We start from the raw sequence: 25,511 nt of genomic DNA, 5'->3' as shown, positions 1-25,511 counted from the left end.
TCCGCCTTCGTGGCGTCCCATCGTCGTCCCAAGCCCGCCGGCCGCGCCCGCATCTCGATCCTGACCGCCGCTGCCGCCACCGCGGTCGCGCTCTCCGCCCAGGCCGGTGCCCACGCCGACCCGGCGCCGACCAAGGACCAGGTCAAGCAGCAGGTCGACGAGCTCAACGAGCAGGCAGAGGTCAAGACGGAGGCGTACAACGCCGCCGTCGAGAAGCAGCAGACCCTGCAGAAGCAGGTCACCCAGCTCCAGGACCAGGTCGCCCGCCAGCAGGCCCAGGTGACCACGGTTCAGGACACCCTGGCCGGCATCGCCGTCGAGCAGTACCGCACCGGCGGCATCCCGCAGACCGTCCAGCTGATGCTCTCCAGCAACCCGGACGTCTTCCTCGGCGAGGCCGGCCGCCTCGACCAGGTCGGCGCCACCCAGGCGGACCTGCTGAAGGCCTTCAAGGACGAGCAGGGCAAGCTCGACCAGCAGCGCAAGGAGGCCGAGCAGAAGCTCGGCGAGCTGGACTCGACCACCAAGAGCCTCAAGGCCGGCAAGGAAGAGATCCAGGGCAAGCTGGCCAAGGCCCAGGAGCTGCTGAACTCGCTCACCCAGAAGGAGCGCGAGGACCTCGCCGCCGCCGAGGCCAAGGCCGCCGCCAGCTCCCAGGCCGCCGCCGAGCGCGCCTCGCGCGACACGCCCCGGGCGGACCTGGCCCCCGCCAACCTGCCGGCCGGCTCCGGCTACGCGGCCGCCGCCATCGCCGCCGCCCAGTCCAAGCTGGGCAGCTGGTACTCCTACGGCGCGGCGGGCCCGTCCACCTTCGACTGCTCCGGTCTGATGCAGTGGGCGTACGCCCAGGCGGGTGTCTCGATCCCGCGCACTTCGCAGTCCCAGGCCGGCGCGGGCACCAGCGTGGGCAGCAACATCGCCAACGCCAAGCCCGGTGACCTGATCATCTACTACGGCGACCAGCACCACGTCGGCATGTACGTCGGCAACGGCCAGATCATCCACGCGCCGCACACCGGCGCGCAGGTCCGCTACGAGTCGGCGACCGCGATGCCGATCAACCGGATCGTCCGGGTCTGACGCCCCGTGACTCCCGGAGGGCCCGGCACCCCACAGGGTGCCGGGCCCTTCGCGCACCGGTCGGACTTCTGTCCGATTTGGGGTCAAATATTCGGTGGTGGAGGGGTTTGGACTAGATCGGGGCGACTCGCTAGCCTCTGGCCCATGTCACTGCACCGCCGCCCCACTCTGCCGGGCGTCCAGCGGCTGGCCTGCGCGCTGGCCCTCACCGCAGCCGCGACCAGCGCCATCGGCGTGACCGTCACCCCGGCCCAGGCCGAGCCGACCAGCAGGCAGGACGTCAAGGCCCAGATCGACCAGATCTACGACGAGGCCGAGCAGGCCTCCGAGAAGTACAACGCGGCCCAGGAACTCCAGCGCAGGCTCCAGGCCGAGACCTCCGCGCTGCAGGACCAGATCGCCTCCGGCCAGGAGGAGCTCAACCTGCTCCGCCAGGACCTCTCCGCGGTCGCCGCCGCCCAGTACCGCTCCGGCGGCATCGACCCCGGCGTCCGGCTGATGCTCGACTCCGACCCGGCCGGCTACCTCGCCCGTGCCCGCTCCCTCGACCAGGCCGTCGAGCGGCAGAACGAGACCCTGCGCCAGGTGCTCGACCGGCAGGGCCGGCTCGACCAGCGGCGCGCCGAGGCCACCGGCAAGCTCGCCGAACTCGACCGGGTCCGGCAGACCCTCGCCGAGTCCAAGGACGAGATCCGGCAGCGGCTGCTCAAGGCGCAGAAGCTGCTCGACGGCCTCGGCACCGCCGAGCGCGCCCGGATGGCCGCCGACGACGCCCGCGAGGCCGAGCAGCGCGCCACCCGCGGCACCGACCGGCTCGACCTCGGCACCCTGCCGCCCTCCTCCGACCGGGCCGCCGTCGCGCTCGCCGCCGCGATCAGCAAGATCGGCTCCCCCTACGTGTACGGATCCACCGGCCCCCGTGCCTTCGACTGCTCCGGTCTGATGTACTGGAGCTGGAGGCAGGCCGGAGTGACCCTGCCCCGCACCTCGCAGGCCCAGGCCTCCGCCGGCCGGCGGATCAGCCTCGCCGAAGCACGACCGGGAGACCTGGTGATCTTCTACAGGGACATGCACCACGTCGGCATGTACGCCGGCGGCGGTGTCGTCGTGCACGCGCCCTACCCGGGCGCGCGGGTGCGGTACGAGAGCGTCAACGCGATGCCCGTCACCGGGGTGGTGCGGGTCTGAGCTCCACGGATCCCGCGGCCGACGGCCGGCCCGCCCCCCGACCGGGGGCGGGCCGGCCGCTGCTGTCGCGCCGCGCCGCCCTGCTGCTGGCCGCCGGCGGCCTCGCGCAGCTCTCGCTGCCCCGGGTGACCGCCCCCGCGCCGGTCGGCGCCCCGCTGCCGACCGTGCCGTCCCCCGCCGGCCCGACCGGGTCGCCGTCCGGTCCGGCGGCCGGCTCGTCGCTCGGCCGGGCAGAGCTGGAGGCGCTGCTCGCCGCCCGGGCGGCCGCGCTGCGCACGGGCGACCGGGCGGCGCTGCTCGGCGGCTCCGCGCCGGGCGCGGCCGAGGCGCAGGCGGCCCTGCTCGGGTGGACGGCCGGGGTGCCGTTCGCGGAGCTGGCCTACCGGGTCGGGCCCTCCTTCGCCGAGCCGGGCCCGCAGGCCGCTTCCGCCTCGGTGCCCGTGGAGCTCGCCTTCCGGCTCGCCGGCGTCGACGACCACCCGGCGGTGCTGCAGCGGAAGGTCGACCTGGTCCGGGACGGCGGGCGCTGGCTGGTGGCCGGCGAGGAGCCGGTCGGGTCGGTGGCCCTGTGGGACCTCGGCGGGACGGTGCGGACCGCCTCCGGCAAGCGGTGCCTGGTGCTCGGGACGGCCGATGCCGCCGAGCTGGGCGAGGTCGCGGGCCTCGCCGACCGGGCCGTGCCCGCGGTCAGCGAGGTCTGGGGCGCCGGGTGGGGCGGGCACCTGCTGCTGGAGCTCGCCGAGACCGAGGAGCAGTTCGCCCGGCTGCTGGACGTGCCCGCCGACACCTACCGGGGCATAGCCGCGGTCACCCTGGCGATGGCGGGCGCGCCGGTGCGGACGCCGGCCGACCGGGTGCTGGTCAACCCCGAGGCCTACCGGGACCTGAGCGAACTCGGCCGGCGGGTCGTGGTCACCCACGAGGCCACCCACGTGGCCACCCGCGCCGACACCCGCGCCTGGACGCCGCTGTGGCTCTCCGAGGGCGTCGCCGACTGGACGGCGTACCGGGAGAGCGGGCGGACCGCCCGGCAGATCGCGCCGGAGCTGGCGGCCGAGGTCCGGGCCGGACGGGTGCCGACCGCCCTGCCGGACGACGCCGCCTTCGCCGCCGGGACGGCCGGGATCGCGCAGGCTTACGAGATGTCGTGGCTCGCCTGCGACCTGGTCGCCCGGCAGCACGGAGGGGCGACGCGCCTGGTGGCGCTCTACCGCGCCGTCGCCGCGGCCGGGTCGGGCCAGCTGGAGAAGGCGTTCCGCACGGAGCTGGGGATCGGCGTCGCGGAGTTCACCCGGCAGTGGGCCAAGGACCTGACCGCCCGCCTCGGCTGACCACGGGCGGCTGCGGTGCCGGCTGCCGCCGGATCTCCGGTACCGGCTGTCGCAGGCCCAGGGCGCCCGGCGGGTGGTCCGGGGCGGGGGTCAGGCGGTGTTCAGGAGGGGTTCGAGTTCGGCCGCGGTGATGAAGCTGGTGTGGGTGCCCGCGGTGGTGCAGGCGTGGGCGCCGGCCAGGGTGCCGGCGCGCATGGCGGTGGCGTGGGGGCGGCCGGCGAGGTGGGCGGCGAGGAAGGCGGCGACGAAGGAGTCGCCGGCGCCGTTGGTGTCGACGATCGGGAGGCCGGGGTCCAGCGCCGGGTGGTGGCGGACGGTGGGGTCCTCGCGGGTGAGCAGGTAGCTGCCGTCCGCCCCCGCGGTGGCGACCACGACGCGGGCGACGCCGTCCGCGAGGATGCCGCGCATGACCTCCTCCGGCCGGCCGTCGCAGCCGGCGGCGGAGAGGAACACCAGGTCGGAGCGGAGCGCGTACCAGCGGTGGTGCTCGCTCAGGCCGTCCCAGGCGTGCAGGTCGGTGGAGGAGCTGAGGCCGAGCGCGCGGACGTCGTCGTACATGTCGCGGGTGACGCCGGTGATGGAGAGGTGGACGTGCCGGGCGCGCCGCAGGTGGGGGAGGTGGAACGCGCGGGGCAGCCGCAGGTCGGCCGGGTGACGGCCGTCGTAGAAGGAGAACCGGCGGCCTTCGGCGTCGACCAGGTTGACCCCGCGCGGGGTGCCGGCGGGGGAGACCAGGTGGCTGAAGTCGAGGCCGCGGCGGCGGTACTCGGCGAGGACGAGTTCGCCCTGCGGGTCGTCGCCGAGGAAGTCGATCAGCTTGGTGCGCAGGCCGAGGGCCTGGCAGCCGAGGGCCACGCCGTTGCCGGTGTGGCCGACGTAGTCGACCACCGGTGGGACGCCGACGGAGTCGCCGGCGGGGATCTCCAGGGAGTCGACGCGGACGATGGTGTCGACCCCGACGCCGCCGGCGACCAGGACGTCGTACGCGATCTCGTGTTCGGGCATGCCGAAGATCGTGCCAGCGCGCCCACCGGGCCCGCAAGAACTTGCTGAAACTTTCAGGTGGTGGCTCGCCCGGCCGGCTGGCCCAGGTCGTCCAGCAGGGCCTGCTCGTACGCGATCCCCGGGCGGACCGGGTAGCCGGCCACCGGCTCGACGGCCGGCAGCACCACGGTCGGGTCGGCGTCGGGGCGGCGGGTGGAGCGCCACAGCCGGCGGCAGGAGACCAGGGTGGCGGCGAGCAGCAGCAGGTTGCGGGCGCTGAGCACCAGGACGCCCCAGAACTGGCTCTTGTGCACCTGCCCGAACAGCACCGGGAACTCCAGCGTGGTGAGCACGGTGGCGATCAGGATCAGCACCGCCACCGGCCGCTGGCTGGTGCCGCGCACGGTCAGGCAGACGGCGGTCAGGCCGATCAGCCAGACCAGGTACTGCGGGGAGATCACCCGGCTGGTCACGGTGAAGACCAGCAGCGCGGTGAGCGCCGCGTCGTACGTGGTCGAGGCCTGCCAGCGGCCCGCGCGCAGGCGCCACAGCAGCAGCCAGCCGAAGCCGGTCACGGTCAGCGCCACCATCACCTTGGAGACCACCGGCACCCACGGGCCGAGCATCTCGACCGAGCCGTAGTTCATGGTGACGGTGCCGTGCCAGTTGCCGGTCAGCCGGGCGAAGTGCAGCGGCAGGGCGCCCAGCGACTCGATCTCGATGCCGCGCTCGGTCTGGAACTTCAGGAACTCGAAGGCGCCGTTCATCCCCGCGGTCAGCAGGAAGCCCAGGGCCGCGGCGGTCGCGGCGGCGGCCGTCCAGGAGCGGCGGGTCCGGCGGCCGCGCGGGGTGCCGATCAGGGCCAGCAGCGGCCAGATCTTCAGCAGGCCGCCCAGGCCCAGCAGCAGGCCGCCGAAGCCGGGCCGCCGCGCCACCGCGAGCAGGCCGGCGATGGCGATCGCGGTCACCAGGATGTCGTAGCGGCAGTACACGGTCGGGCCGAGCAGCGGCACGCCCGCCACCCACATCCAGCCGCCGAGGAAGCTGCGGCCCTTCCGCGTTCCCGCCCGGACCAGCAGGAACATCGCCAGCGCGTCCAGCACGCCGCAGAGCACGAAGAACGAGGTCAGGTACGACCACGGCAGCAGCCCCGGCGCCAGGATCACCAGCGCGGCCCCGGGCGGGTACTGCCAGGTGACGTCGTCCAGCGGGAAGGTGCCCGTGCGCAGCACCTCGTACCAGCCGTGGTAGATCACCGACACGTCGGTGGAGACGTCGGTGTTGGAGATCTTGAGGATGCCCAGGATCATCAGGACGATCAGCGTCCGGGTGGCCAGCCAGCCCCCGGTCAGCGCCCAGAGCGGCCCGCGGGTGCGGGTCGGAGCGGAGCCCGAGGGCAGCGCCAGATGCGCGGTACTGCCGGTCCGGCCGGCCGGGGCCAACTCCACAACGCTCCTTCGGTTCGTCTCGTACGCCGTGGGCACCTACTAGGACCGGCCCCGAGCAGAAACGGTTGCGTGGGCAGGCTTCGTTCCCGATACACCTTCGTTCCCGACACACCGCGGCGGTGACCTATCGTACGGATCACCCACCCGTCCACCGAGCACCCCCCTACCGAGCGAGCCGCGGCAGATGCACAAGACCCTCATCGTCACCAACGACTTCCCGCCGCGGCCCGGTGGGATCCAGGCGTTCGTCCACAATATGGCCGTCCGCCAGCCGGCCGGGTCCATTGTGGTCTACGCCTCTCAGTGGCGGGACGGGACCGAGGTCGCGAAGTTCGACGCCGAACAGCCCTTTCCGGTGATCCGGGACCGGACCCGGATGATGGTCCCCACGCCCCGGGTCACCCGGCGGGCGGCGGAGATCCTCGAGGCGGAGGGCTGCACCTCGGTCTGGTTCGGCGCGGCCGCGCCGCTCGGCCTGATGGCGCCCCGGCTGCGCCGGGCGGGCGCCGAGCGGCTGCTCGGCATGACGCACGGCCACGAGGCCGCGTGGGCGCAGCTGCCGGTCTCCCGGCAGCTGCTGCGCCGGATCGGCGAGGGCACGGACACCCTGACGTACCTGGGCGAGTACACCCGTTCGCGGATCGCCGCGGCGGTCGGTCCGGAGGCGGCCCGGCGGATGGTGCAGCTGCCCCCCGGCGTCGACGAGCAGACCTTCCGGCCGGACTCGGGCGGCGCGGAGATCCGGGCCCGGCTGGGGCTGACGGACCGTCCGGTGGTGGTGTGCGTCTCGCGGCTGGTGCCGCGCAAGGGCCAGGACACGCTGATCGAGGCGATGCCGCAGATCCTCGCCGACGTGCCGGACGCGGTGCTGCTGATCGTGGGCGGCGGGCCGTACCGGGCGGACCTGGAGAAGCTGGCCGAGGCCCGCGGGGTCGCGCGGTCGGTGGTGTTCACCGGCGCGGTGCCGTGGGAGGAACTGCCGGCGCACTACGGGGCCGGCGACGTGTTCGCCATGCCCTGCCGAACCCGGCGCGGTGGCCTGGACGTGGAGGGCCTCGGGATCGTCTACCTGGAGGCGTCCGCGACCGGGCTGCCGGTGGTGGCCGGCGACTCCGGCGGGGCGCCGGACGCGGTCCTGGAGGGGGAGACCGGCTACGTGGTGCCCGGGCGGGAGGCCGGGGCGGCCGCGGAGCGGATCGTCCGGCTGCTGCGGGACGAGGCGCTGCGCCGCACGATGGGCGAGGCGGGGCGGCGGTGGGTGCACCGCGCGTGGCGCTGGGACATGCTCGCCGAGCGGCTGACCTCGCTGCTGGCCGCGCCGTAGCCCCCGGGAACGCCGTACCCGGCGGTCCGTCAGCGGGCTGACGGGCGGCCGGGCGCGGGGCGGGGCGCGGGGACGGGCGTCACCGCGCGGGCGGGGTCAGGCGGCGAGGCCGAGCCCGAGGGTGACGGCGACCGGGGCCAGGTAGAGCAGCGGGAACGGGACGGTCCCGTACGACCGGGCCCGGACGCAGGTGGCCACCGCGCCGAGGAAGTAGAGGATCAGGCCGACCGCCGCGGCGACGCCGATCGCCGGGACGGCGAGGCCGACCAGCAGGCCGGCGGCCCCGGCCAGCTTCGCCAGGGCGAGCGGGGTCCACCAGGTGCGCGGGACGCCGTACTCGACCAGGGGCTGGGTGACGAACTCGGCGCGGCGGGCGAGCGAGACGCCCGAGAAGCCGACCCAGAGGGCGCTGACGACGGCGAGGACGGCGTGGGCGACGGACATGGCGGGTACCCCGGATTCCTGACGGCTGCGAGAGGTGCGGACACTCCCTCGACGGATCCCGCCCGGCGGTTGTGACAGCGCGGGCGCAGGAATTCCGGGGTACCGGCGGCTACTTCCGGTAGAGGCCCTCGACCTCGGCGGCGAAGTCCTTGAGGACGACGTTGCGCTTCAGCTTCAGGGACGGCGTCAGGTGGCCGCTGTCCTCGGAGAAGACGGTGTCGAGCAGGCGGAACTTCTTGACCGCCTCGGCGTGCGAGACCGCCTGGTTGCCGTCGTCCACGGCGGCCTGCAGGGCGGCCAGCAGGTCCGGGTCGTCGGCGAGTTCGGCGACGGTGGCGGTGGCGGGCTTGCCGTTGAGCTCCTTCCAGCGGGGGAAGAACTCGGGGTCGACGGTGACCAGGCAGGCGATGAAGGGCTTGCGGTCGCCGACCACCATGACCTCGCCGACCAGGGCGTGGGCGCGGATCCGGTCCTCGATCACCGCGGGGGCGACGTTCTTGCCGCCGGCGGTGACGATGATCTCCTTCTTGCGCCCGGTGATGGTGAGGTAGCCCTCGGAGTCCAGGCTGCCGAGGTCGCCGGTGGCGAACCAGCCGTCGCGCAGCGCCTCCGCGGTGGCGACCGGGTTGTTCCAGTAGCCGGTGAAGATCTGCGGGCCCTTCAGCATGACCTCGCCGTCCTCGGCGATCCGGATCGAGGAGCCGGGCAGCGGCTGGCCGACGGTGCCGATCTTCGGCTTGTCGTTGGGGTTGAAGGCGGTGGCGGCGCAGGACTCGGTGAGGCCGTAGCCCTCCAGGACCTTGAAGCCGATGCCACGGTAGAAGTGGCCGAGGCGCTCGCCGAGCGGGGCACCGCCGGAGATGGCGGCGTTGCAGCGGCCGCCGAGCGCGGCGCGCAGCTTGCCGTAGACCAGCCGGTCGAAGACGGCGTGCTTGACCTTGAGGCCGAGCCCCGGGCCGCCCGCGTCCAGCGCGCGGCTGTAGGCGATCGCGGTGTCGGCGGCCTTGTCGAAGATCCCGCCCTTGCCGTCGGCCTGGGCCTTGGCCCGCGCGGTGTTGAAGACCTTCTCGAAGACCCGGGGGACGCCGAGGATCAGGGTCGGGCGGAAGGAGCCGAGTTCCTCGGTGACGTTCTTGATGTCGGAGACGTGGCCGAGCTTGATCGGGGCGATCGCGGCGGCGATCTCGGCGATCCGGCCGAGCACGTGGGCGAGCGGCAGGAAGAGCAGGACGGAGGACTCGCCGGTGCGGAACAGCTCGGGCATCCGGGCGACCACGTTGCCCAGCTCGGCGATGAAGTTGCCGTGGGTGAGCTGACAGCCCTTGGGGCGGCCGGTGGTGCCGGAGGTGTAGACGATGGTGGCGATCGCGTTCTCGTCGGCGGTGGCGCGGTACTCCGCCACGGTCGCGTCGGGGACGTCGACGCCGGCCCGCACGAGCGCGGCGATGCCGCCGGCCTCGATCTGCCAGGTGTGCTCCAGCTCCGGCAGCTCGGCCCGCACCGAGTCGACGACGGCGGCGTGCGCGGCGGTCTCGGTGACCACGGCCAGCGCGCCGGAGTCGCCGAGGATCCAGGTGACCTGCTCGGCGGAGGAGGTCTCGTACACCGGGACGGTGATCGCACCCGCGCACCAGATCGCGAAGTCCAGCAGCGTCCACTCGTAGCGGGTGCGCGACATCACGGCGACCCGGTCGCCGGGGCGGACGCCGGTGGCGATCAGGCCCTTGGCGACCGCGTGCACCTCGGCGAGGAACTGGACCGCGGTGAGGTCCTGCCAGCGGCCGTCCACCTTGCGGCTGAGCACGGCGGTGTCGGGGTGCCGCTCGGCGTTCTGGTGGACCAGGTCGGAGAGGTTACCGCCGCTCGGTACCTGAAATCGGGCCGGAAGGCTGAACTCGAGCAAGACTGCTCCTCGTCTGCGACGCTGCGGGACGGCAGGACGTTACTGCCCGGTAGGTCGATTCGGCCAGGGGGGTCGGCTCCGGTGTTCGAAGCGTCACATCGCAGGTCAGGTCGTGATTGTTCCGACTCGCACCTTAGACCAGGGGTCCGCGGACCGGGCAGGCGACCGGCGGGTCCGCCACCCGCGATAGCCTTCGCTGGGCTGCAGTACAGAAGAGGACGCGGAGGCCGCCATGGCGGAGCACACCAGGTCGAGCATCATCATCGAGGCCACCCCGGCCGAGGTCATGGCGGTCATCGCCGACTTCGCCGCCTACCCCGAGTGGACCGGGGAGGTCAAGGAGATCGAGGTGCTGTCCTCCGCCGAGGACGGCCGCGCCGCCGAGGTCCGCCTGCTGCTCGACGCCGGTGCGATCCGCGACGAGCACGTGCTCGCCTACACCTGGGACGGCGACCGCGAGGTGTCCTGGACGCTGGTCAAGAGCCAGATGCTGCGCTCCCTGGACGGCTCCTACACGCTGGCCGCGCGCAGCGGCGGCGGCACCGAGGTCACCTACCAGCTGGCCGTGGACGTCAAGATCCCGATGCTCGGCATGATCAAGCGCAAGGCGGAGAAGGTCATCATCGACCGGGCGCTGGCCGGTCTGAAGAAGCGCGTCGAGGGCTGACCGGGGGCGTGGTCACCCGGACGATCCTGGTCAGCGGCGCCGCCTCGGCCGCCGTCGCAGCCGCCACCGCACTGCACTCCGCCGCGCAGGGCCGCCGGACCCTGCTGCTGGCCGCCGACGACCCGCACCGCACCGTCGACGACCTGCTCGACACCCGGCTCCCCGCCGAGCCCGCCGCGTACGCCGAGCGCCTGGCGGTCGCCCGGATCGACGAGCAGGCCGCCTTCCGGGACGCGCTGGAGGGCCACCGCGGGCGGCTGGCCCCCGTCCTCGACCTGATCGGCGCCGAGCCGCTCGACCCGGAGGAGCTCACCCCGCTCCCCGGCACCCGCCCGCTCGCCCTGCTGCGGGCGCTGCGCGCCGCCGCGGCGGACGACCGGGCGGACGTGGTGGTCGTCGCCGCGCCGCCGCCCGCCGAACTGATCGCCGCCCTCGCCCTGCCCGAGCAGCTGGAGCGCTACCTGGCCCGCCTGCTCCCGGAGCAGCGCCAGGCCGCCCGCGCGCTGCGCCCGCTGCTCGCCGCGGTGGCCGGCGTGCCGATGCCCGCCGAGTGGCTGTTCGAAGCCAGGACCGCCGCGAGCACCGCACTGGCCGGAGCGCAGGCCGCGGTGCGCGCCCCCGGTCTGACCGTGCGCCTGACGGTGGACGCCGCCCACCCGGCGCTCGGCGAGCTGAACCGGATCCGTGCCGGACTCGCCCTGCACGGCCTGCGCGCCGACGCCGTGGTCGCCCACGGCGCCTACCCCGCGCAGGCGGTGACCTCGCCCGACCCGTGGCTGGCCGCGCACGCCGCCCGCCAGCAGGAGCGGCTGGCCGAGCTCGGCGAGCGGCTCGGCCTCCCGCTGCTGGTCACCCGGCAGCCGGAGACCGCGCTGGAGGCCCTCGCCGAGCAGCTGTACGGCGAGGGCGCGCCCGCGGTGCCGGCGCCGTCCGAGCCCTGGGTCGAGGACCGGCGGGCCGAGGACGGGCTGCTGGTCTGGCACCTGCCGCTGCCCGGCGCCGACCGCACCGAGCTGGACCTGGTCCGGCGCGGCGACGAGCTGGCGGTCGGGGTCGGCCCCTACCGGCGGCTGCTGCCGCTGCCGTCCGCGCTGCGCCGCTGCACGGTGAGCGGCGCCGGCCTCGCGGACGGCGTGCTGGCGGTGCGGTTCACCCCCGACCCGCAGCTGTGGCCGTCCGCGCTCGCATGACCCCCGATGGCGCCCTAGGTACAGGAGTGCAGATGTCCGAGGAGTCCGGCGACCGGACCGCCGAGCTGGTGGAGGAGGTGCGCCGGTTCGCCTCCGCGGTCGGCGCCAAGGCCCAGGAGGTGGGTGCGCGGCTGCGCGAGAACAACCCCGAGGTGTACGGACATCTCGCGGCCGCCGGGGGGGAACTGCTGGCCGCCTACCGGGCGGCCGTCTCCGGCCACGAACGCCGCTGGGCCGGATCCGGACACGCCGAGGCGGAGCGCATCGACCTGGACGAAGCCACCGACAACAAGTGAAGCCGCAGGTCAGCAGAGGTCACGATCGGGCGATCATGCGTGACGGAGCGAGACCGCTGATACGACTTCTGAAGGCATGACATGCCATAGTCCGCGAAATGTCTTCGAATAATGTAGGCCTGGGTGTGTACGGGAACCCCTGTGTACCGGTAGCGTTCCGCTCAGCGGGAACGAGTGAATAGCTGAGGGACACATGGCTCTGACCATTGGCGTCGATGTCGGCGGGACGAAGATCGCGGCTGGCGTGGTCGACGAATCCGGCGAGATCCTGGCGAAGACCCGGGTACCCACCCCGGCCGACCCCCAGTGGGCGGTCGACGCCATCGCGCAGGCCGTGCGGGAGCTCAAGGAGCAGTACCCGGACGTGGCCGGAGTGGGCGTCGGCGCCCCCGGCTTCGTCGACCGGGAGCGCTCCACGGTGATCTTCGCCCCGAACATCGCCTGGGAGAACGAGCCCCTCCAGCAGCGGATCGAGGAGCTCACCGGCCTCGGCACCGTGGTGGAGAACGACGCCAACTGCGCCGCCTGGGCCGAGTTCCGCTTCGGCGCCGCCGCCGCGCACGAGGACATGGTCCTGATCACCGTCGGCACCGGCATCGGCGGCGGCATCGTCCTCGACGGCCGGCTGCACCGCGGCCGCTTCGGCGTCGCCGGCGAGATCGGCCACCTCAACATGGTCCCGGACGGCCTGGAGTGCGGCTGCGGCGGCCACGGCTGCTGGGAGCAGTACGGCTCCGGCCGGGCGCTGCGCCGCTACGGCCGCGACAAGGCCGCCGCCGACCCGATCGCCGGCAAGCGGATGCTGGAGCTCAACGACGGCGTCGCCGAGACCATCCGCGGCATCCACATCACCGAGGCGGCCGAGGACGGCGACCCGCTCGCGCTGGAGTGCTACAGCGAGCTGGCCGACTGGCTGGGCCGCGGCATGGCCGACCTGGCCGCGCTGTTCGACCCGGGCGTCTTCGTGCTCGGCGGCGGCGTGTCCGACTCCGGCCGCCTGCTGCTCGACCCGGTGGCCGCCGCGTTCGAGAAGTACCTGACGGGTGGTCCGGCCCGGCCCCGCGCCGAGGTCGTGCTCGCCTCCATGGGCTCGGCCGCCGGCATCGCCGGCGCGGGCGACCTGGCCCGGATCTGACCCGCGGGATCCAATCACTCGGACCGGCCACTCGGACCGGCCACTCGGATCAGGCCAATTCAGGGCGCGGGGCCGAGCCCCGCGCCCCGGTCTGCTCTAGCATCGACGGTGTGACTCCGGTGCGGGTGCTCAGCTACAACGTCCGTTCGCTGCGCGACGACCGGGACGCGCTGGTGCGGGTGATCCGCGCCTGCCGCCCGGACCTGATCTGTGTTCAGGAATCACCGCGCTACTGGAAGCCGCTCAAGCAGGCGGCCCGGCTCGCGCACGCCACCGGCACGGTGATCCTCTCCGGCGGCGGCCGGATCGCCGCCGGCCCGCTGCTGCTGGGCGGCCTCGGCGTGACCGTGCTGGAGGTCCGCGACCGGCTGCTGCCGAAGACCCGCGGCCTGCATGCCCGCGGCTTCGCCACCGCCCTGGTCCGGATCGGCGACTCCCAGCCGTTCTCGATCACCAGCTGCCACCTCTCGCTCGACCCCGCCGAGCGGCTGCGCCAGTTCGCGCTCCTGCCCGAGCAGCTGAAGGCCGGTGAACTCGGCGTGATCGCCGGTGACTTCAACGAGCACCCGGACGGACCCGGCTGGCAGTCGCTGGCCAAGGGCTTCCAGGACGGCTACCCCACCGCGCCGTGGGGCGGCGAGTTCACCTCCGTCCCCGAGAACCCCCACCAGCGGATCGACGCCGTCTTCGCGAGCCCCGGCATCGAGGTGCTCTCGTGCGGCGTCCCGCACGACGAACCCGGCGTCGACCCCGCCGACCTGCTCGCCGCCACCGACCACCTGCCGGTGCTCGCCGTACTCCGGATTCCGGACGCCCGCTAGGGTCCGGCTAGAGTGCGGCGGATGAAGATTCTGATCGCAGGCGGAGCGGGATTCATCGGCAGCACCATCGCCTCGGCGTGCCTCGACGGCGGCATCGTCCCGGTCGTCCTCGACAACCTGGTCACCGGCCGGCGGGAGTTCACCGAGGGCCGCCCCTTCTACCGGGGCGACATCGCCGACGGAGACCTGATCGACCGGATCTTCGCCGAGCACCCCGACATCCACGCCGTGATCGACTGCGCCGCCCTGATCCTCGTCCCGGAGTCGGTCACCAACCCGCTCGGCTACTACCGGGAGAACGTCGCCAAGGGCATCCAGTTCGTCGAGCACCTGGTGCGCAACGGCTGCACCCGCCTGATCTTCAGCTCCTCCGCGTCGATCTACCGCGCCGACCCGGGTGACTTCTCGGTCGACGAGGACTCCGCGATCGAGACCCTCAGCCCGTACGCCCGCACCAAGGCGATCTTCGAGACGATCCTCGCCGACGTCGCCGCCGCCGGCACCGTGCGCGTGATCTCGCTGCGCTACTTCAACCCGATCGGCGCCGACCCCGAGCTGCGCACCGGCCTCCAGGTCCGCCGTCCCAGCCACGCGCTGGGCAAGATGATCGACATCCACCACGCCGGGGAGACCTTCGCCGTCACCGGCACCGACTGGCCCACCCGCGACGGCTCCGGCATCCGCGACTACGTGCACGTCTGGGACCTCGCCGACGCCCACCTGCGGGCCGTCCGGCACTTCGACGAGGTCGCGACCGCCGAGCACCCCTCCCGGGTGATCAACCTCGGCACCGGCGACGGCACCACCGTCCGCGAACTGCTCGCCGCCTTCGAGTCGGTGATCGGCGAGCCCCTGCCGACCGTCGAGACCGGCCCCCGACCGGGCGACGCCGCCGGGGCCTACACCCGCTCCACGCTGGCGGCCGAACTGCTCGGCTGGAAGCCGCAGTTCTCGCTGGAGGACGGCATCCGCGACTCGCTGCGCTGGTTCGCGGTGCGCGACACGGTGATCGGAAGCGCCGAGTAGGCGCCCGACCGGCGCCCGGTGCCGCAGAGTTGGGCCGTGAGCGAGAACGCGGCGGGAGCGGCGGAGAACAGCGGCCCGGAGCCGGAGGGCCCGGAGCCGGAGGACCACCGGGCGGGCTGGTTCGAGCTGTTCTTCGACCTGGTCTTCGTGGTCACCGTCGCCGTGCTCGCCCACGGGCTGCACGGCGACCCCGGCGCCGCCGACTTCGGCACCTTCCTGGTGCTGTTCTTCCCCGCCTGGTGGGCCTGGGTCAACCTGACCGTCACGGTCAACGTCTTCGGGTCCGGCGACGCCCGGATCCAGGCCACGCTGCTGGGCGCCATGCCCGGCCTCGGCCTGATGGCCGCCGCCGCACCCGAGGGCCTCGGCGACCGCGCCTGGGCGTACGCGCTCGGCGCCGCCTGGGTCCGCGTCGCCATCTTCGCCATCTGGTGGGACCACGCCCGCCGCCGCGACAACCCGCTGCCGCTCTGGCGCCCGCTGACGTACGGGCTCGCCACCGCCGCGCTGTGGGCCGTGTCCGCCGCGGTGCCGAGCCCCGCCCGGTTCGTCCTGTGGGCCCTCGCCATCGCACTGGAAGTCGTCCTGCTGGCCGTCCGCACCGGGCTCTCCCCGGACATCTACCAGCGGCTGTCCACCGAGCACCTGGTCGAACGGATCGGCCTGTTCGTGGTCATCGTCCTCGGCGAGAGCGTCTTCGTCGTCGTCTCCACCCTCGCCGACCACTTCACCGCCGAAGCGGCCGCGGCCGCCCTGCTCGGCTTCGTGGTCGTCGCCGAACTCGCCATGGTCTTCTTCGCCTGGGGCACCTCCAGCGCCCTGCGCGGCCTCGACCGCGCCCAGGCCGGCCGGGCCGACCGGGCGATGCGCGACACCGTGATGTACCTGCCGTACCTGCTGGTCTCGGCGATCACCGTGCTCTCCGGCGCCCTCGGCACCGCGGTCGCCGAACCCGGCCACACCCTGCCCACCGGCGCCCGCTGGGCGCTGTGCGGCGGCGTCCTCGGCTTCTACACCGCCAACGCCGCCATCGCCCTGCGCTACGGCGACGAAGTCGGGTCGGTCGCCGCCTGGTACCTGCCCAGCCTGCTGCTGGTCGCCGGCGCCCTCGTCCCCGCCGCCGCCCTGCTCCCGGCCTGGGCCGCGGTCGGCATCGCGGCGGCGGTCGTCCTGCTCCTCGCCAAACTCGCCCGCCACCGCATCGCCCGGGCCGCCCGCGACGCGCCGCCGACCACCGCCGGGTGACGGCCGTGGAGCGGGCGGACGCGCGCGTCCGGGGCCGGGGTTGGGGCCGGGGTTGGGTTGGGGTCGGGGCTTGGGCCGGGGTTGGGATCGGGGCCTGGGCTGGGGTCAGACGACGGCGCCGTCGTGCGGGTCCTGCGGGCCCTCGTCCTCGTCGTTGTTCTTCATCCGGGCGACCAGGGTGGCGAAGCCGCCGAGGAACGCGGTGACGCCGACCCAGGCCGGCCAGCCCGAGACCTCGCGCCAGACCAGCGCGTCGAACAGCAGCAGCGCCGGCCCGCCCAGCACCGCGAGCCAGGCGAACTTGGCGGTGGTGTCCGCCTGCGGCAGCGGCGGCGGCTCCGGCGGAACGAAGTGGCCCTCGTCCGGGTCCTCCGCGACCTCGTAGTCGCGCGGGCCGGCCGGGACCGCCGCACCCGCCCCACCCGCCGCAGCGGCCGGGCTGCCGCCCTGCCGGGGTCGGGGCTCGGGGGCGAAGTCCGCGAGGCCGGGGTCGGCGGCGGTGGCCCGCTTGCGCTCGTTCTGCGCGCGGAGGTTCTCCACCTCCGGCCACTGCGGATTGTTCAGGTCGACCGGGTCGTCGAACTGCGCGACCAGCGCGGCGAAGATCGCGTCCTGCTCGGCCTGGCTGCCGATGGACGGCCTGCGGACGGCCTCCGGCGCCTCCTTCTCGGACGCGATGTCCGTGCCCGTGGCCGTGCCCGCGTCCGTGGCCGTGCCCGCGTCCGCGGGCGCCGCGTCGGGCTGCGCCTCGGCGTCGGCCTTCGGCCGGGTGTCCCCGTGCACGTCCCTGTGCCCGTCCCCGTGCGCGTCCGCGTCGCGGGCGGCGGTGGTCTCGCGGGGCAGCTCCTCGTCGCCGCCCGCCCTGCTGGTGTCGTTCAAAGCCGGCCCTTCAGCCCTTTCAGCCCGAGTGGTTCTCGGCGTCGACCTCGACCGCGGCCACCGGGGCGAGCCGCCGGACGAAGTCGAGGCTCGCCTCGAAGATCAGACCGGCGTCGTGGTCCAGCGTGGCCACGTGGAAGCTGCGCTCCAGGAGCAGCTCCGTCACATCGGTCGAGGATATCCGGGCGAGCACGAGTGCCGAGTTGCCCGGCGAGACCACGTGGTCCTGCGGGCTGTGCATCAACAGAACCGGCTGGGTGACCTTCCCCATTCCCGCCCGGACGGTCCGCCACAGCCGGCTGAGCGACCAGGCGGCGTGCAGCGGCACCCGGTCGTAGCCGAGTTCCACCGAGTCGTCCTTCGCGATGTCGTTGGCGACGCCCGGCAGGCTCGGCAGCAGGTGCCGGAGGACCGGCAACAGCACACTCGCGGGGTTGTCGGAACGCACCGACGGGTTGACGAGCGCCAGCCCGGCGATCCGCCCGCCGTGCTCGGCGGCCAGCCGCAGGGCGAGCGAGCCGCCCATCGAGAGCGCGAAGACGAACACCTGCTCGCACTCGGCGGAGAGTTCGCGCAGCGCCCGGTCGGCCTCCGCGTACCAGTCCTCCCAGCGGGTCACCTGCAGGTCCTGCCAGCGGGTGCCGTGGCCGGGCAGCAGCGGGAGCGACACCGAGTACCCGGCGGCCGCGAGGTGCTCGGCCCAGGGCCGCATCGACTGCGGCGACCCGGTGAAGCCGTGCACCAGCAGGACGCCCACCGGCCCGGCGCGGTGGCGGAACGGTTTGGCACCCGGCAGCAGCGGCATCGGTGGAGCTCCCTCGACTCGGGCGGAACCTCGGACACGTCTTCGAACGGGGCCGCGGACCGGACTCATGACGGAACGGAGCGGGGGCAGAATCGTCCCACGGTGGCGATGCGCCGTACAGGGGCCCCGGCTCCGCCCGTACCGGGGCTCCGGCCCCGATCCCGGCCCCGCCGGTGCACCGGCCGGACCGAGCTGGCATTAGGATCGTGCGGTCCGCATAACAGGAGGCCCGGGTTGTTCTACCGACTGATGAAGATGATCGTCGCACCGCTGCTGCGGATCTTCTTCCGGCCCTGGATGGAGGGCGAGGACAACATCCCCGACGAGGGGCCGGCGATCCTCGCCAGCAACCACCTCTCCTTCTCGGACTCCTTCTTCCTGCCCGCGCTGCTCAAGCGCCGGGTCACCTTCATCGCGAAGGCCGAGTACTTCACCACGCCGGGCCTCAAGGGCCGGCTGACCGCCGCCTTCTTCAAGGGCGTCGGCCAGCTCCCGGTGGACCGCTCCGGCGCCCGCGGCGCCGGTGAGGCGGCGATCCGCAGCGGCATCGCGGTGATCGAGCGCGGCGAGCTCTTCGGCGTGTACCCCGAGGGCACCCGCTCGCCCGACGGCAAGCTGTACCGCGGCAAGGTCGGCGGCCTGGCCCGCGTCGCGCTGGCCACCGGCGCGCCGGTCATCCCGATCGCCATGATCGACACCGAGAAGGTCCAGCCGCCCGGCCAGGTCGTCCCCAACTTCGGCATCCGCCCCGGCATCCGGATCGGCCGCCCGCTCGACTTCTCCCGCTACCAGGGCATGGAGAACGACCGCTTCATCCTCCGCTCGGTCACCGACGAGGTGATGTACGAGATCATGCGGCTCTCCGGCCAGGAGTACGTCGACATCTACGCGACCGCCGCCAAGCGCCAGATCACCGAGGACAAGAAGCGCGCCGACGCGGAGCGCAAGGCCACGCAGAAGGCGGAGAAGGAGGCCGAGAAGGCCGCCCTCGAAGCCGAGAAGGCCGAGGCGGCCAAGGCCGAGTCCGAGTCCGGGTCCGAGTCCGAGAAGAACGCCGAGTAGCTCCACGTCCGGGCGGGGGAGAGCAGCACACATGGACGACCACAGAGCCGTCGACGTACGCCCCGCGGGCCGGGCCGTCGTCCGCCCCGGCGGCGGCGCGCTCGGCGCTCTCGGCCCGCGCGGCTCGCTCGGTTCGCTCGCGGGCGGCGGGATGTCCGTCGAACTGCCGCTCTGGCGCGCCATCTCGTACTTCCGGGTGCTCGCCCTCGCCTACGCGCTGCTCCGCTACCTGAACTCCTTCCACGAGTTCGACCACCCGGTCTCCGGCTGGATCTACTTCGGCGCCCTGGTCATCTGGACGCTCGCCACCACCCGCGCCTTCGCCGGGCCGGAGCGCTGCACCTGGCCCGTCCTCGGCACCGACCTGACCTTCGCGGTCTTCGGCATCGTGATGAGCGGCTTCATCGACAGCGCGGCCCGCATCCACGCCGGCGCCCCGACCCTGCCGACCATCTGGGCGGCCGGCACCGTCCTCGGCTTCGCCGGCAAGGGCGGCTGGAAGCCTGCCGCGTTCGCCGCGACCGTGATCGGCGCCGCCAACATCCTCGGCCACGGCGGCATCTCGCCCGACAACATCCACAACATCGTGCTGCTGATGGTCGCCGGCTGCGCCATCGGGTACGTCATCGAACTCGCCCGCGCCAGCGAGGCCGTGCTCACCCGCGCCCTCCAGGTCGAAGCCGCCACCCGCGAACGCGAACGGCTCTCCCGCGACATCCACGACGGCGTGCTCCAGGTCCTCGCCCTGGTCCAGCGGCAGGAGGGCGACGCCCGTGAACTCGGCCGCCTGGCCGGCGAACAGGAACGCGCCCTGCGCGCCCTGATGGCCGGCGGCCCGCTGCCCGCCGACCCCGCTTCTGCGGGCGCCGACCCGGACGCCGTCCAGGACCTGCGCCGGCTCATCACCCGGCACGAGAGCGAACGGATCACCGTCTCCGCCCCCGGTACGCCCGTCCTCCTCCCCGGCCGGGTCGCCGGCGAACTCGCCGCCGCCGTCGGCGCCGCCGTCGACAACGTCCGCAAGCACGCCGGCGCCGACGCCCGCGCCTGGATCCTGATCGAGGACGAGCCCGACGCCGTCACCGTCTCCGTCCGCGACGACGGCCCCGGCTTCCCCGCAGGCCGCCTAGGCGAAGCCGAAGCCGCCGGCCGCCTCGGCGTCTCCCAGTCCATCCGCGGCCGCCTGCTGGACCTCGGCGGCACCGCCGAGCTGTACTCGGTGCCGGGCGAAGGCGTCGAGGTCGAACTGCGCATACCGAGGAGCTCCGCCTGATGACCGATCACGCCGCGCAGGTCCGGGTCATGGTCGTCGACGACCACCCGATGTGGCGCGACGGCGTCTCCCGCGACCTCGGCGAAGCCGGCTTCGCGATCGTCGCCACCGCGGGGGACGGCGAGGAGGCCGTCCGCCGCGCCCGCGCCTCCTCGCCGCAGGTCGTCGTGCTCGACCTCAACCTGCCCGCGCTGCCCGGCGCCGAGGTCTGCCGCCAGATCGTCACCGCCGACCCGACCGTCCGGGTCCTCGTCCTCTCCGCGAGCGGCGAGCACGCCGACGTCCTGGAGGCCGTCAAGTCCGGCGCCACCGGCTACCTGGTCAAGTCCGCCGGCCGCGACGAGCTCATCGACGCCGTCCGCCGCACCGCCGTCGGCGACCCCGTCTTCACCCCCGGCCTGGCCGGCCTCGTCCTCGGCGAGTTCCGCCGCCTCGCCACCGAACCCCCCGCCGCGGCCACCGGCGCCGCCCCCCAGCTCACTCCCCGCGAGACCGAAGTCCTCCGCCTCGTCGCCAAGGGCCTCTCCTACCGCCAGATCGCCGACCGCCTGGTCCTCTCCCACCGCACCGTCCAGAACCACGTCCAGAACACCCTCGGCAAGCTCCAGCTCCACAACCGCGTCGAACTCGTCCGCTACGCCATCGAACAGGGCCTCGACGACGACCTCTCCTGACCCGCCGGTCCGGCGTCACGAGGCGCCGAAGACCTGGTCGGCGTCCGCCGCGAACTCCAGGACTTCCCGTTCGTCGATCTTCCCGGGAAATTCGGTGACCCGGTAGACGAGCGTCGAGAAGATCGCTCCTCCATAGCGTGCGGAGAACGTCACCGCGTCACATCCGAGGACCTCGTCTTCGTCGGTGCACAGGGCGGAGAAGCCGTCTGCGGTGATGCCCACCGGTCGGTCGATGCGTCTCGGCGGCTTGGTCCATTAGTCGCTGTTGATCTTCTCGTACGAGAACCGGTCGAACGCTCGCTCCGCCGATGCCGGCGTCGCGTAGTACCGGACCGCGACACTGACCATGCATGCCTGGAGCCGCCAGCTCGCGGTTGAGTAGTTCACCGTACTCGGCGGTGCTGCCGTCCACCACCGGCTTGGGCAGCGGCTTCGGCCAGGAGAGCTTCAGCTCCTTGCCGGCGTTGGCGATCCTCACCAGCGGCTGCGCGCTGCCGCCGCCGGAGAACTCGACGTCGGCGGTGGCCGCCTTGGGCGCCACCGCGCCGTTCGGCAGGGTGTGCAGCGCCGGGTCGATGTCGACCCACGCGCCGCCCTTGCGGACGCGCTTGGGTTGGACGTACGTCGTCGTGACCAGCTTGCCGTCCGGCTGCGCCACGGTGTCGCTGGACTCGCTGCGCATCACCGCGACGTCGACCGGCTTGCCGGTCCGCCGGGCCTCCTTGACCGCGAGGCTCTAGGGAGTGTCCTCCTCCCGGGGCGCCCCCGCCGTCGTGCTGCGCTTGCCGTCGGCGGCCGCCGCGGGAGTCGCCGGCGACGGGGTCACCGTCGAGCCGACGACTGCCGCGGCGGCCAGCGCCGCGACCGTCCAGGCGCGTATGCCGCGCTTTCTATCTGTACTGACCACTGTCCCCAGCCTTGGAATTCGTAAAAGAACCTCAAAGTCGGGATGGATCCTGGCGGTGCACGGAGAGTGCGTCAATGGATTAGCTGGGTGACGGTCGGCCTCCTACCACGGAGTAGTGGTTCGTTAACGGCATTACCGAGTGCAAATCGGGCGTCGCTGCGAGCCATGGTGTGACTGGATTCACACCGTGTGCTGACCGAGCGTCAGATGTGTGGGTGGTCCGTGGTCAGATGGCCGACGCGGTGCGGGTCCTGAGGAGGTCGGCGACGATGTGGATGCCGTCGCGGGTGAGGACGGACTCGGGGTGGAACTGGAGGGTGGCGAAGCCCGGGCCGCGGAGGGCGTGGACGTCGTGGGTGCGGGGGTCGCGGGAGACCTCGATGCCGTCGGCGGCCAGGCGGGCGGCGTCGGTGTCCTCGCACTTGGCGGTGAAGGTGTTGTAGAAGCCGACGGTGCGCCGGGTGCCGAAGAGGTCGACGGTCTCCTGGGCGCCCTGGTAGGGGACGGCCTTGCGGGAGAGCGGGAGGCCGAGCTGCGCGGAGACCAGCTGGTGGCTGAGGCAGACGGCGAGGAGCGGGGCGGTGCGCCTCCCGGAGCGGACGGCGGCGAGGGCGTCGGCGGTGATCGGTCGCAGGACGGCCATCTTGGGGTCGGCGGGGTCGGCCGGGTCGCCGGGGCCGGGGCCGAGGACGAGCGGGCCGGTGTGGGCGGCGACGAGGGTGTCGAGCCGCGGGGTGTCGTAGCGCAGGACGGACACCCGGTGGCCGAGCGAGGTCAGCAGGTGGGCGAGCATCGAGGTGAAGGTGTCCTCGCCGTCGACGACGAGGGTGTCGAGGCCTTCCTGGTGCGGCACCGGCTGCTGCATCCGGAGCCAGAACGGGGCGAGGTCGGCGCGGCGGGCGTCGAGCGCGGCCTGGACGCGGTGGTCGTCGGCGAGCCGCGGGCCGTCGGAGTCGCCGGGGCGACCGGGGCGACCGGGGCGGGGCGCGGCGGGCCGGGCGCCGATCGCGGCGAGCACGCCGGCGGCCTTGGCGTGGGTCTCGGCGACCTCGGAGTGCGGGTCGGAGTGGCGCACCAGGGTGGCGCCGACCCGGACGACCAGCGAGCCGTCGGTGGGGGCGATGTCGACGGCGCGGATGCAGATGGGGGAGTCGAGCTGCTGCCCGCCGCTGGCGGAGCGGCCGATCAGGGCGAGCGCGCCGGAGTAGTAGCCGCGCCCGGCGGACTCGTACCGCTTGATGACGCGGGTGGCGTTCTGGACCGGGCTGCCGGTGACGGTGGCGGCGAACATGGTCTCGCGGAGCACGTCGCGGACGTCGAGCGAGGTGCGGCCGCGCAGCTCGTACTCGGTGTGGGCGAGGTGCGACATCTCCTTGAGCCGGGGGCCGAGCACCTGGCCGCCGAGGTCGCCGACGGTGCACATCATCTTGAGTTCCTCGTCGACCACCATGGTGAGCTCCTCGAGCTCCTTGGGGTCGTGCAGGAAGTCGAGCAGCGACTCCGCGGTGGGGCCGCCGGCGGGGTAGCGGTAGGTGCCGGAGATCGGGTTCATCACCACGGTGCCGCCGGACTGGCGGACGTGGACCTCGGGCGAGGCGCCGACCAGCACGCGTTCCCCGGTGTGCACCAGGAAGGTCCAGTACGCGCCGCGCTCCTGCTCCAGCAGCCGGCGGAACAGCGAGAGGGCGGTGGCGGTGGAGAAGCCGTCCAGGGCGGCCCGGAAGTCGCGCCGGATCACGAAGTTGGCGCCCTCGCCGCGGCCGATCTCGTCCTCGATGACCCGGCGGACGATGTCCGCGTACTCCTCGTCGGTGATGTCGAAGGTGCCGCCGCGCAGCTCGACCGGGGTGTCGGGCAGGGCCGCGAGCAGCTCGCCGAGGGGGAGGGCGTGCTGCTCCTCGACGGCGAGGGCCTGCAGCGGGGTGCCGTCCTGGTGGGCGTCGAAGCCGCGTTCGCGGATCTGCGCGTAGGGGACCAGGGCGAGCAAATCGTGCCGGGGGCCGTCGGCGGGGACGCCGCGGCGGACCGGCAGGTCGGCGAGCGAGTCGTGGACGGCGACGGTGCCGAGCAGGACCTCGACGGTGTCGGGGGCCAGGCGCGGGGCGCGGCGGTGCAGCAGGGCGAAGGCGGGGGCGCCGGGTGCGGTGAGGCGGGCGAGCAGGTCGGCGGAGCTGGTCACGGCTGCTGCGTTCCTTCCAGGAGTGGATGTGGCGGGTGCTGGACCACACTTCCCGGGAGGGCTTTCGGCTTTCGATACGCCGACGGCCGCCCCGAGGGGCGGCCGTCGTGTCGTCTAGGGACGCGCGAGCTGTGGGCCACCCATGGGGTCGGCCCACCACCAGGAGGAGGTGCGCGGCGCGTTCACGGGACCACCGTAGCCGATCCCCCGGCGGTGTGAAGCCGATCACCGGAATGTCCACGGCGCGTCTCACCCACCGAGCGGCGGCGCCAATTCGCTTGTCACACCCCGTAGCCTTGGGCCTGTGACCGTGACAAACCACTCCTGGCAGTCCCTGCCCGCGGCGCAGCAGCCTGAATGGCCGGACCAAGAGGCTCTGCGCAAGACCCTTGCGGACCTCGCCTCGTATCCGCCGCTCGTCTTCGCCGGCGAGTGCGACCAGCTGCGCGCCCGGCTCGGTGCCGTGGCCCGTGGTGAGGCGTTCCTGCTGCAGGGCGGCGACTGTGCCGAGGCGTTCGACGCCGTCTCGGCCGACCACATCCGCAACAAGCTGAAGACCCTGCTCCAGATGGCGGCCGTGCTGACGTACGCCGCGTCCGTGCCGGTCGTGAAGGTGGGCCGGATCGCCGGCCAGTACTCCAAGCCCCGCTCGAAGTCGACCGAGACCCGGGACGGCGTGACGCTCCCGGTGTACCGCGGCGACTCGGTGAACGGCTTCGAGTTCACCCCGGAGTCCCGGATCCCGGACCCGGAGCGCCTGAAGCGGATGTACAACGCCTCCGCGGCGACGCTCAACCTGGTCCGTGCCTTCACCACCGGTGGCTACGCCGACCTGCGCCAGGTCCACGCCTGGAACCAGGACTTCGTGCGCAACTCGCCGGCCGGCCAGCGCTACGAGCAGCTGGCCCGCGAGATCGACCAGGCGCTGGCCTTCATGAACGCCTGCGGGGTGGCCCCGGAGGAGTTCAGGACGGTCGAGTTCTTCTCCTCGCACGAGGCGCTGATCCTGGACTACGAGACGGCGCTGACCCGCACCGACTCGCGCACCGGCGACCTGTACGACGTCTCCGGCCACATGGTGTGGATCGGTGAGCGCACCCGCCAGCTGGACCACGCGCACATCGAGTTCGCGTCCAAGATCCGCAACCCGATCGGCGTGAAGCTCGGCCCGACCACCACGGTCGACGAGGCGCTCACCCTGATCGACCGCCTGGACCCGGAGCGCGAGCCCGGCCGGCTCACCTTCATCACCCGGATGGGCGCGGGCAAGATCCGCGACCACCTGCCCACCCTGGTGGAGAAGGTCACCGCCTCCGGCGCCCAGGTCGTGTGGATCTCCGACCCGATGCACGGCAACACCTACGAGGCCTCCAGCGGTCACAAGACCCGGAGCTTCGACGACGTGCTCGACGAGGTCAAGGGCTTCTTCGAGGTGCACAACGCGCTCGGCACCCACCCGGGCGGCATCCACGTCGAGCTGACCGGTGACGACGTCACCGAGTGCGTCGGCGGCGGCGACGAGGTGCTGGTCGACGACCTGCACCAGCGCTACGAGACGGCCTGCGACCCGCGGCTCAACCGCAGCCAGTCGCTGGACCTGGCGTTCCTGGTCGCGGAGATGTACCGCAGCCACTGAGCGCCCGGCCCCGG

General features: G+C 73.4%; 24 protein-coding genes. 15 read left to right on the top strand and 9 right to left on the bottom strand.

Annotated elements, in window-relative coordinates; translation table 11 throughout:
* Positions 1 to 9 precede the first annotated feature (9 nt).
* The 3 genes from ABEB06_RS11100 (at position 10) to ABEB06_RS11090 (ending at position 3,599) form a co-directional block, all read left to right on the top strand.
* Positions 10 to 1,080 (top strand): C40 family peptidase, encoded by a 1,071-nt coding sequence (locus tag ABEB06_RS11100; protein ID WP_345696666.1) that lies wholly within the window; start codon positions 10 to 12, stop codon positions 1,078 to 1,080.
* A 144-nt stretch (positions 1,081 to 1,224) separates the two neighbouring features.
* On the top strand, positions 1,225 to 2,268 hold the full coding sequence (locus ABEB06_RS11095; RefSeq protein ID WP_345696665.1) for a C40 family peptidase: 1,044 nt from the start codon (positions 1,225 to 1,227) through the stop codon (positions 2,266 to 2,268).
* A 125-nt stretch (positions 2,269 to 2,393) separates the two neighbouring features.
* Positions 2,394 to 3,599: a hypothetical protein gene (locus tag ABEB06_RS11090; RefSeq protein ID WP_345696664.1), complete on the top strand. Its 1,206-nt coding sequence runs from the start codon at positions 2,394 to 2,396 to the stop codon at positions 3,597 to 3,599.
* A gap of 90 nt (positions 3,600 to 3,689) precedes the next feature.
* Here ABEB06_RS11090 and ABEB06_RS11085 read toward each other — a convergent pair whose 3' ends face one another.
* Entirely contained in the window at positions 3,690 to 4,604 is a 915-nt protein-coding gene (locus tag ABEB06_RS11085; RefSeq protein ID WP_345696663.1) for a carbohydrate kinase family protein, read from the bottom strand.
* A gap of 53 nt (positions 4,605 to 4,657) precedes the next feature.
* Positions 4,658 to 6,031, bottom strand: a complete 1,374-nt coding sequence (locus ABEB06_RS11080; RefSeq protein ID WP_345696662.1) for a glycosyltransferase 87 family protein — start codon at positions 6,029 to 6,031, stop codon at positions 4,658 to 4,660.
* Between the two features lie 184 nt (positions 6,032 to 6,215).
* On the opposite strand from ABEB06_RS11080, the gene ABEB06_RS11075 reads away from it, so the two are divergent.
* A complete protein-coding gene (locus ABEB06_RS11075; RefSeq protein ID WP_345696661.1) occupies positions 6,216 to 7,355 on the top strand; it encodes a glycosyltransferase family 4 protein in 1,140 nt (379 codons plus the stop codon).
* Between the two features lie 96 nt (positions 7,356 to 7,451).
* Here ABEB06_RS11075 and ABEB06_RS11070 read toward each other — a convergent pair whose 3' ends face one another.
* The gene (locus ABEB06_RS11070) at positions 7,452 to 7,799 is read right to left on the bottom strand and encodes a DoxX family protein (RefSeq protein ID WP_345696660.1); all 348 of its coding nucleotides are present in this window, start codon (positions 7,797 to 7,799) and stop codon (positions 7,452 to 7,454) included.
* Positions 7,800 to 7,908: 109 nt separating this feature from the next.
* A complete protein-coding gene (locus ABEB06_RS11065; RefSeq protein WP_345696659.1) occupies positions 7,909 to 9,702 on the bottom strand; it encodes an AMP-dependent synthetase/ligase in 1,794 nt (597 codons plus the stop codon).
* 232 nt (positions 9,703 to 9,934) lie between these two features.
* Here ABEB06_RS11065 and ABEB06_RS11060 point away from each other — a divergent pair, with 232 nt between their 5' ends.
* The 7 genes from ABEB06_RS11060 to ABEB06_RS11030 all read left to right on the top strand — a co-directional run bounded on the left by ABEB06_RS11060 (position 9,935) and on the right by ABEB06_RS11030 (position 16,082).
* A complete protein-coding gene (locus ABEB06_RS11060) occupies positions 9,935 to 10,369 on the top strand; it encodes an SRPBCC family protein (RefSeq protein WP_345696658.1) in 435 nt (144 codons plus the stop codon).
* Positions 10,370 to 10,377: 8 nt separating this feature from the next.
* On the top strand, positions 10,378 to 11,559 hold the full coding sequence (locus ABEB06_RS11055) for an ArsA family ATPase (RefSeq protein WP_345696657.1): 1,182 nt from the start codon (positions 10,378 to 10,380) through the stop codon (positions 11,557 to 11,559).
* 32 nt (positions 11,560 to 11,591) lie between these two features.
* Positions 11,592 to 11,855, top strand: a complete 264-nt coding sequence (locus ABEB06_RS11050) for a DUF5304 family protein (protein ID WP_425559608.1) — start codon at positions 11,592 to 11,594, stop codon at positions 11,853 to 11,855.
* A gap of 193 nt (positions 11,856 to 12,048) precedes the next feature.
* The gene (locus ABEB06_RS11045) at positions 12,049 to 12,990 is read left to right on the top strand and encodes an ROK family glucokinase (protein ID WP_345696654.1); all 942 of its coding nucleotides are present in this window, start codon (positions 12,049 to 12,051) and stop codon (positions 12,988 to 12,990) included.
* A gap of 110 nt (positions 12,991 to 13,100) precedes the next feature.
* Positions 13,101 to 13,811, top strand: coding sequence for an endonuclease/exonuclease/phosphatase family protein (locus ABEB06_RS11040; RefSeq protein ID WP_345696653.1), 711 nt, complete (start codon positions 13,101 to 13,103; stop codon positions 13,809 to 13,811).
* 21 nt (positions 13,812 to 13,832) lie between these two features.
* The gene (galE, locus tag ABEB06_RS11035; protein ID WP_345696652.1) at positions 13,833 to 14,837 is read left to right on the top strand and encodes a UDP-glucose 4-epimerase GalE; all 1,005 of its coding nucleotides are present in this window, start codon (positions 13,833 to 13,835) and stop codon (positions 14,835 to 14,837) included.
* A 36-nt stretch (positions 14,838 to 14,873) separates the two neighbouring features.
* Positions 14,874 to 16,082, top strand: a complete 1,209-nt coding sequence (locus ABEB06_RS11030; protein ID WP_345696651.1) for a low temperature requirement protein A — start codon at positions 14,874 to 14,876, stop codon at positions 16,080 to 16,082.
* Between the two features lie 105 nt (positions 16,083 to 16,187).
* Here the strand turns inward: ABEB06_RS11030 and ABEB06_RS11025 are convergent, their stop codons facing one another.
* Complete coding sequence (locus ABEB06_RS11025) at positions 16,188 to 16,961, bottom strand: hypothetical protein (RefSeq protein ID WP_345696650.1); 774 nt, start codon at positions 16,959 to 16,961, stop codon at positions 16,188 to 16,190.
* 19 nt (positions 16,962 to 16,980) lie between these two features.
* Positions 16,981 to 17,766, bottom strand: coding sequence for an alpha/beta hydrolase (locus tag ABEB06_RS11020; protein WP_345696649.1), 786 nt, complete (start codon positions 17,764 to 17,766; stop codon positions 16,981 to 16,983).
* A gap of 249 nt (positions 17,767 to 18,015) precedes the next feature.
* Between ABEB06_RS11020 and ABEB06_RS11015 the strand changes: the two genes are divergently transcribed.
* The 3 genes from ABEB06_RS11015 (at position 18,016) to ABEB06_RS11005 (ending at position 20,775) form a co-directional block, all read left to right on the top strand.
* Positions 18,016 to 18,828 (top strand): lysophospholipid acyltransferase family protein, encoded by an 813-nt coding sequence (locus tag ABEB06_RS11015; protein ID WP_345701808.1) that lies wholly within the window; start codon positions 18,016 to 18,018, stop codon positions 18,826 to 18,828.
* A 151-nt stretch (positions 18,829 to 18,979) separates the two neighbouring features.
* Positions 18,980 to 20,101: a MacS family sensor histidine kinase gene (gene macS, locus ABEB06_RS11010; protein ID WP_345701807.1), complete on the top strand. Its 1,122-nt coding sequence runs from the start codon at positions 18,980 to 18,982 to the stop codon at positions 20,099 to 20,101.
* On the top strand, positions 20,101 to 20,775 hold the full coding sequence (locus tag ABEB06_RS11005) for a response regulator (protein ID WP_345696648.1): 675 nt from the start codon (positions 20,101 to 20,103) through the stop codon (positions 20,773 to 20,775). The genes macS and ABEB06_RS11005 overlap by 1 nt, the downstream gene beginning before the upstream one ends.
* Positions 20,776 to 20,790: 15 nt before the next feature.
* Here the strand turns inward: ABEB06_RS11005 and ABEB06_RS11000 are convergent, their stop codons facing one another.
* The 3 genes from ABEB06_RS11000 to ABEB06_RS10990 form a co-directional block, all read right to left on the bottom strand.
* Complete coding sequence (locus ABEB06_RS11000) at positions 20,791 to 20,928, bottom strand: hypothetical protein (RefSeq protein ID WP_345696647.1); 138 nt, start codon at positions 20,926 to 20,928, stop codon at positions 20,791 to 20,793.
* A gap of 4 nt (positions 20,929 to 20,932) precedes the next feature.
* Positions 20,933 to 21,457: a hypothetical protein gene (locus ABEB06_RS10995; protein WP_345696646.1), complete on the bottom strand. Its 525-nt coding sequence runs from the start codon at positions 21,455 to 21,457 to the stop codon at positions 20,933 to 20,935.
* A 451-nt stretch (positions 21,458 to 21,908) separates the two neighbouring features.
* Positions 21,909 to 23,861 (bottom strand): anthranilate synthase family protein, encoded by a 1,953-nt coding sequence (locus ABEB06_RS10990; RefSeq protein WP_345696645.1) that lies wholly within the window; start codon positions 23,859 to 23,861, stop codon positions 21,909 to 21,911.
* 304 nt (positions 23,862 to 24,165) lie between these two features.
* Between ABEB06_RS10990 and ABEB06_RS10985 the strand changes: the two genes are divergently transcribed.
* Positions 24,166 to 25,497 carry a class II 3-deoxy-7-phosphoheptulonate synthase gene (locus ABEB06_RS10985; RefSeq protein ID WP_345696644.1) on the top strand — a complete coding sequence of 444 codons (1,332 nt, stop codon included), beginning with the start codon at positions 24,166 to 24,168 and terminating at the stop codon, positions 25,495 to 25,497.
* The last annotated feature ends 14 nt before the right edge of the window (positions 25,498 to 25,511 follow it).

The organism is Kitasatospora terrestris, assembly GCF_039542905.1.
GTDB lineage: Bacteria > Actinomycetota > Actinomycetes > Streptomycetales > Streptomycetaceae > Kitasatospora > Kitasatospora terrestris.
Note: the sequence above shows the minus strand (reverse complement) of the source record. Positions and strands in the feature narration are given on the sequence as shown.

Coding starts and splice junctions, on each gene's coding strand:
- ABEB06_RS11095 (WP_345696665.1), top strand. CDS start 1,225: ATGTCACTGCACCGCCGCCCCACTCTGCCGGGCGTCCAGCGGCTGGCC.
- ABEB06_RS11085 (WP_345696663.1), bottom strand. CDS start 4,604: ATGCCCGAACACGAGATCGCGTACGACGTCCTGGTCGCCGGCGGCGTC.
- ABEB06_RS11075 (WP_345696661.1), top strand. CDS start 6,216: ATGCACAAGACCCTCATCGTCACCAACGACTTCCCGCCGCGGCCCGGT.
- ABEB06_RS11070 (WP_345696660.1), bottom strand. CDS start 7,799: ATGTCCGTCGCCCACGCCGTCCTCGCCGTCGTCAGCGCCCTCTGGGTC.
- ABEB06_RS11060 (WP_345696658.1), top strand. CDS start 9,935: ATGGCGGAGCACACCAGGTCGAGCATCATCATCGAGGCCACCCCGGCC.
- ABEB06_RS11050 (WP_425559608.1), top strand. CDS start 11,592: ATGTCCGAGGAGTCCGGCGACCGGACCGCCGAGCTGGTGGAGGAGGTG.
- ABEB06_RS11045 (WP_345696654.1), top strand. CDS start 12,049: ATGGCTCTGACCATTGGCGTCGATGTCGGCGGGACGAAGATCGCGGCT.
- galE (WP_345696652.1), top strand. CDS start 13,833: ATGAAGATTCTGATCGCAGGCGGAGCGGGATTCATCGGCAGCACCATC.
- ABEB06_RS11020 (WP_345696649.1), bottom strand. CDS start 17,766: ATGCCGCTGCTGCCGGGTGCCAAACCGTTCCGCCACCGCGCCGGGCCG.
- ABEB06_RS11015 (WP_345701808.1), top strand. CDS start 18,016: ATGAAGATGATCGTCGCACCGCTGCTGCGGATCTTCTTCCGGCCCTGG.
- macS (WP_345701807.1), top strand. CDS start 18,980: ATGTCCGTCGAACTGCCGCTCTGGCGCGCCATCTCGTACTTCCGGGTG.
- ABEB06_RS11005 (WP_345696648.1), top strand. CDS start 20,101: ATGACCGATCACGCCGCGCAGGTCCGGGTCATGGTCGTCGACGACCAC.
- ABEB06_RS10995 (WP_345696646.1), bottom strand. CDS start 21,457: ATGCGCAGCGAGTCCAGCGACACCGTGGCGCAGCCGGACGGCAAGCTG.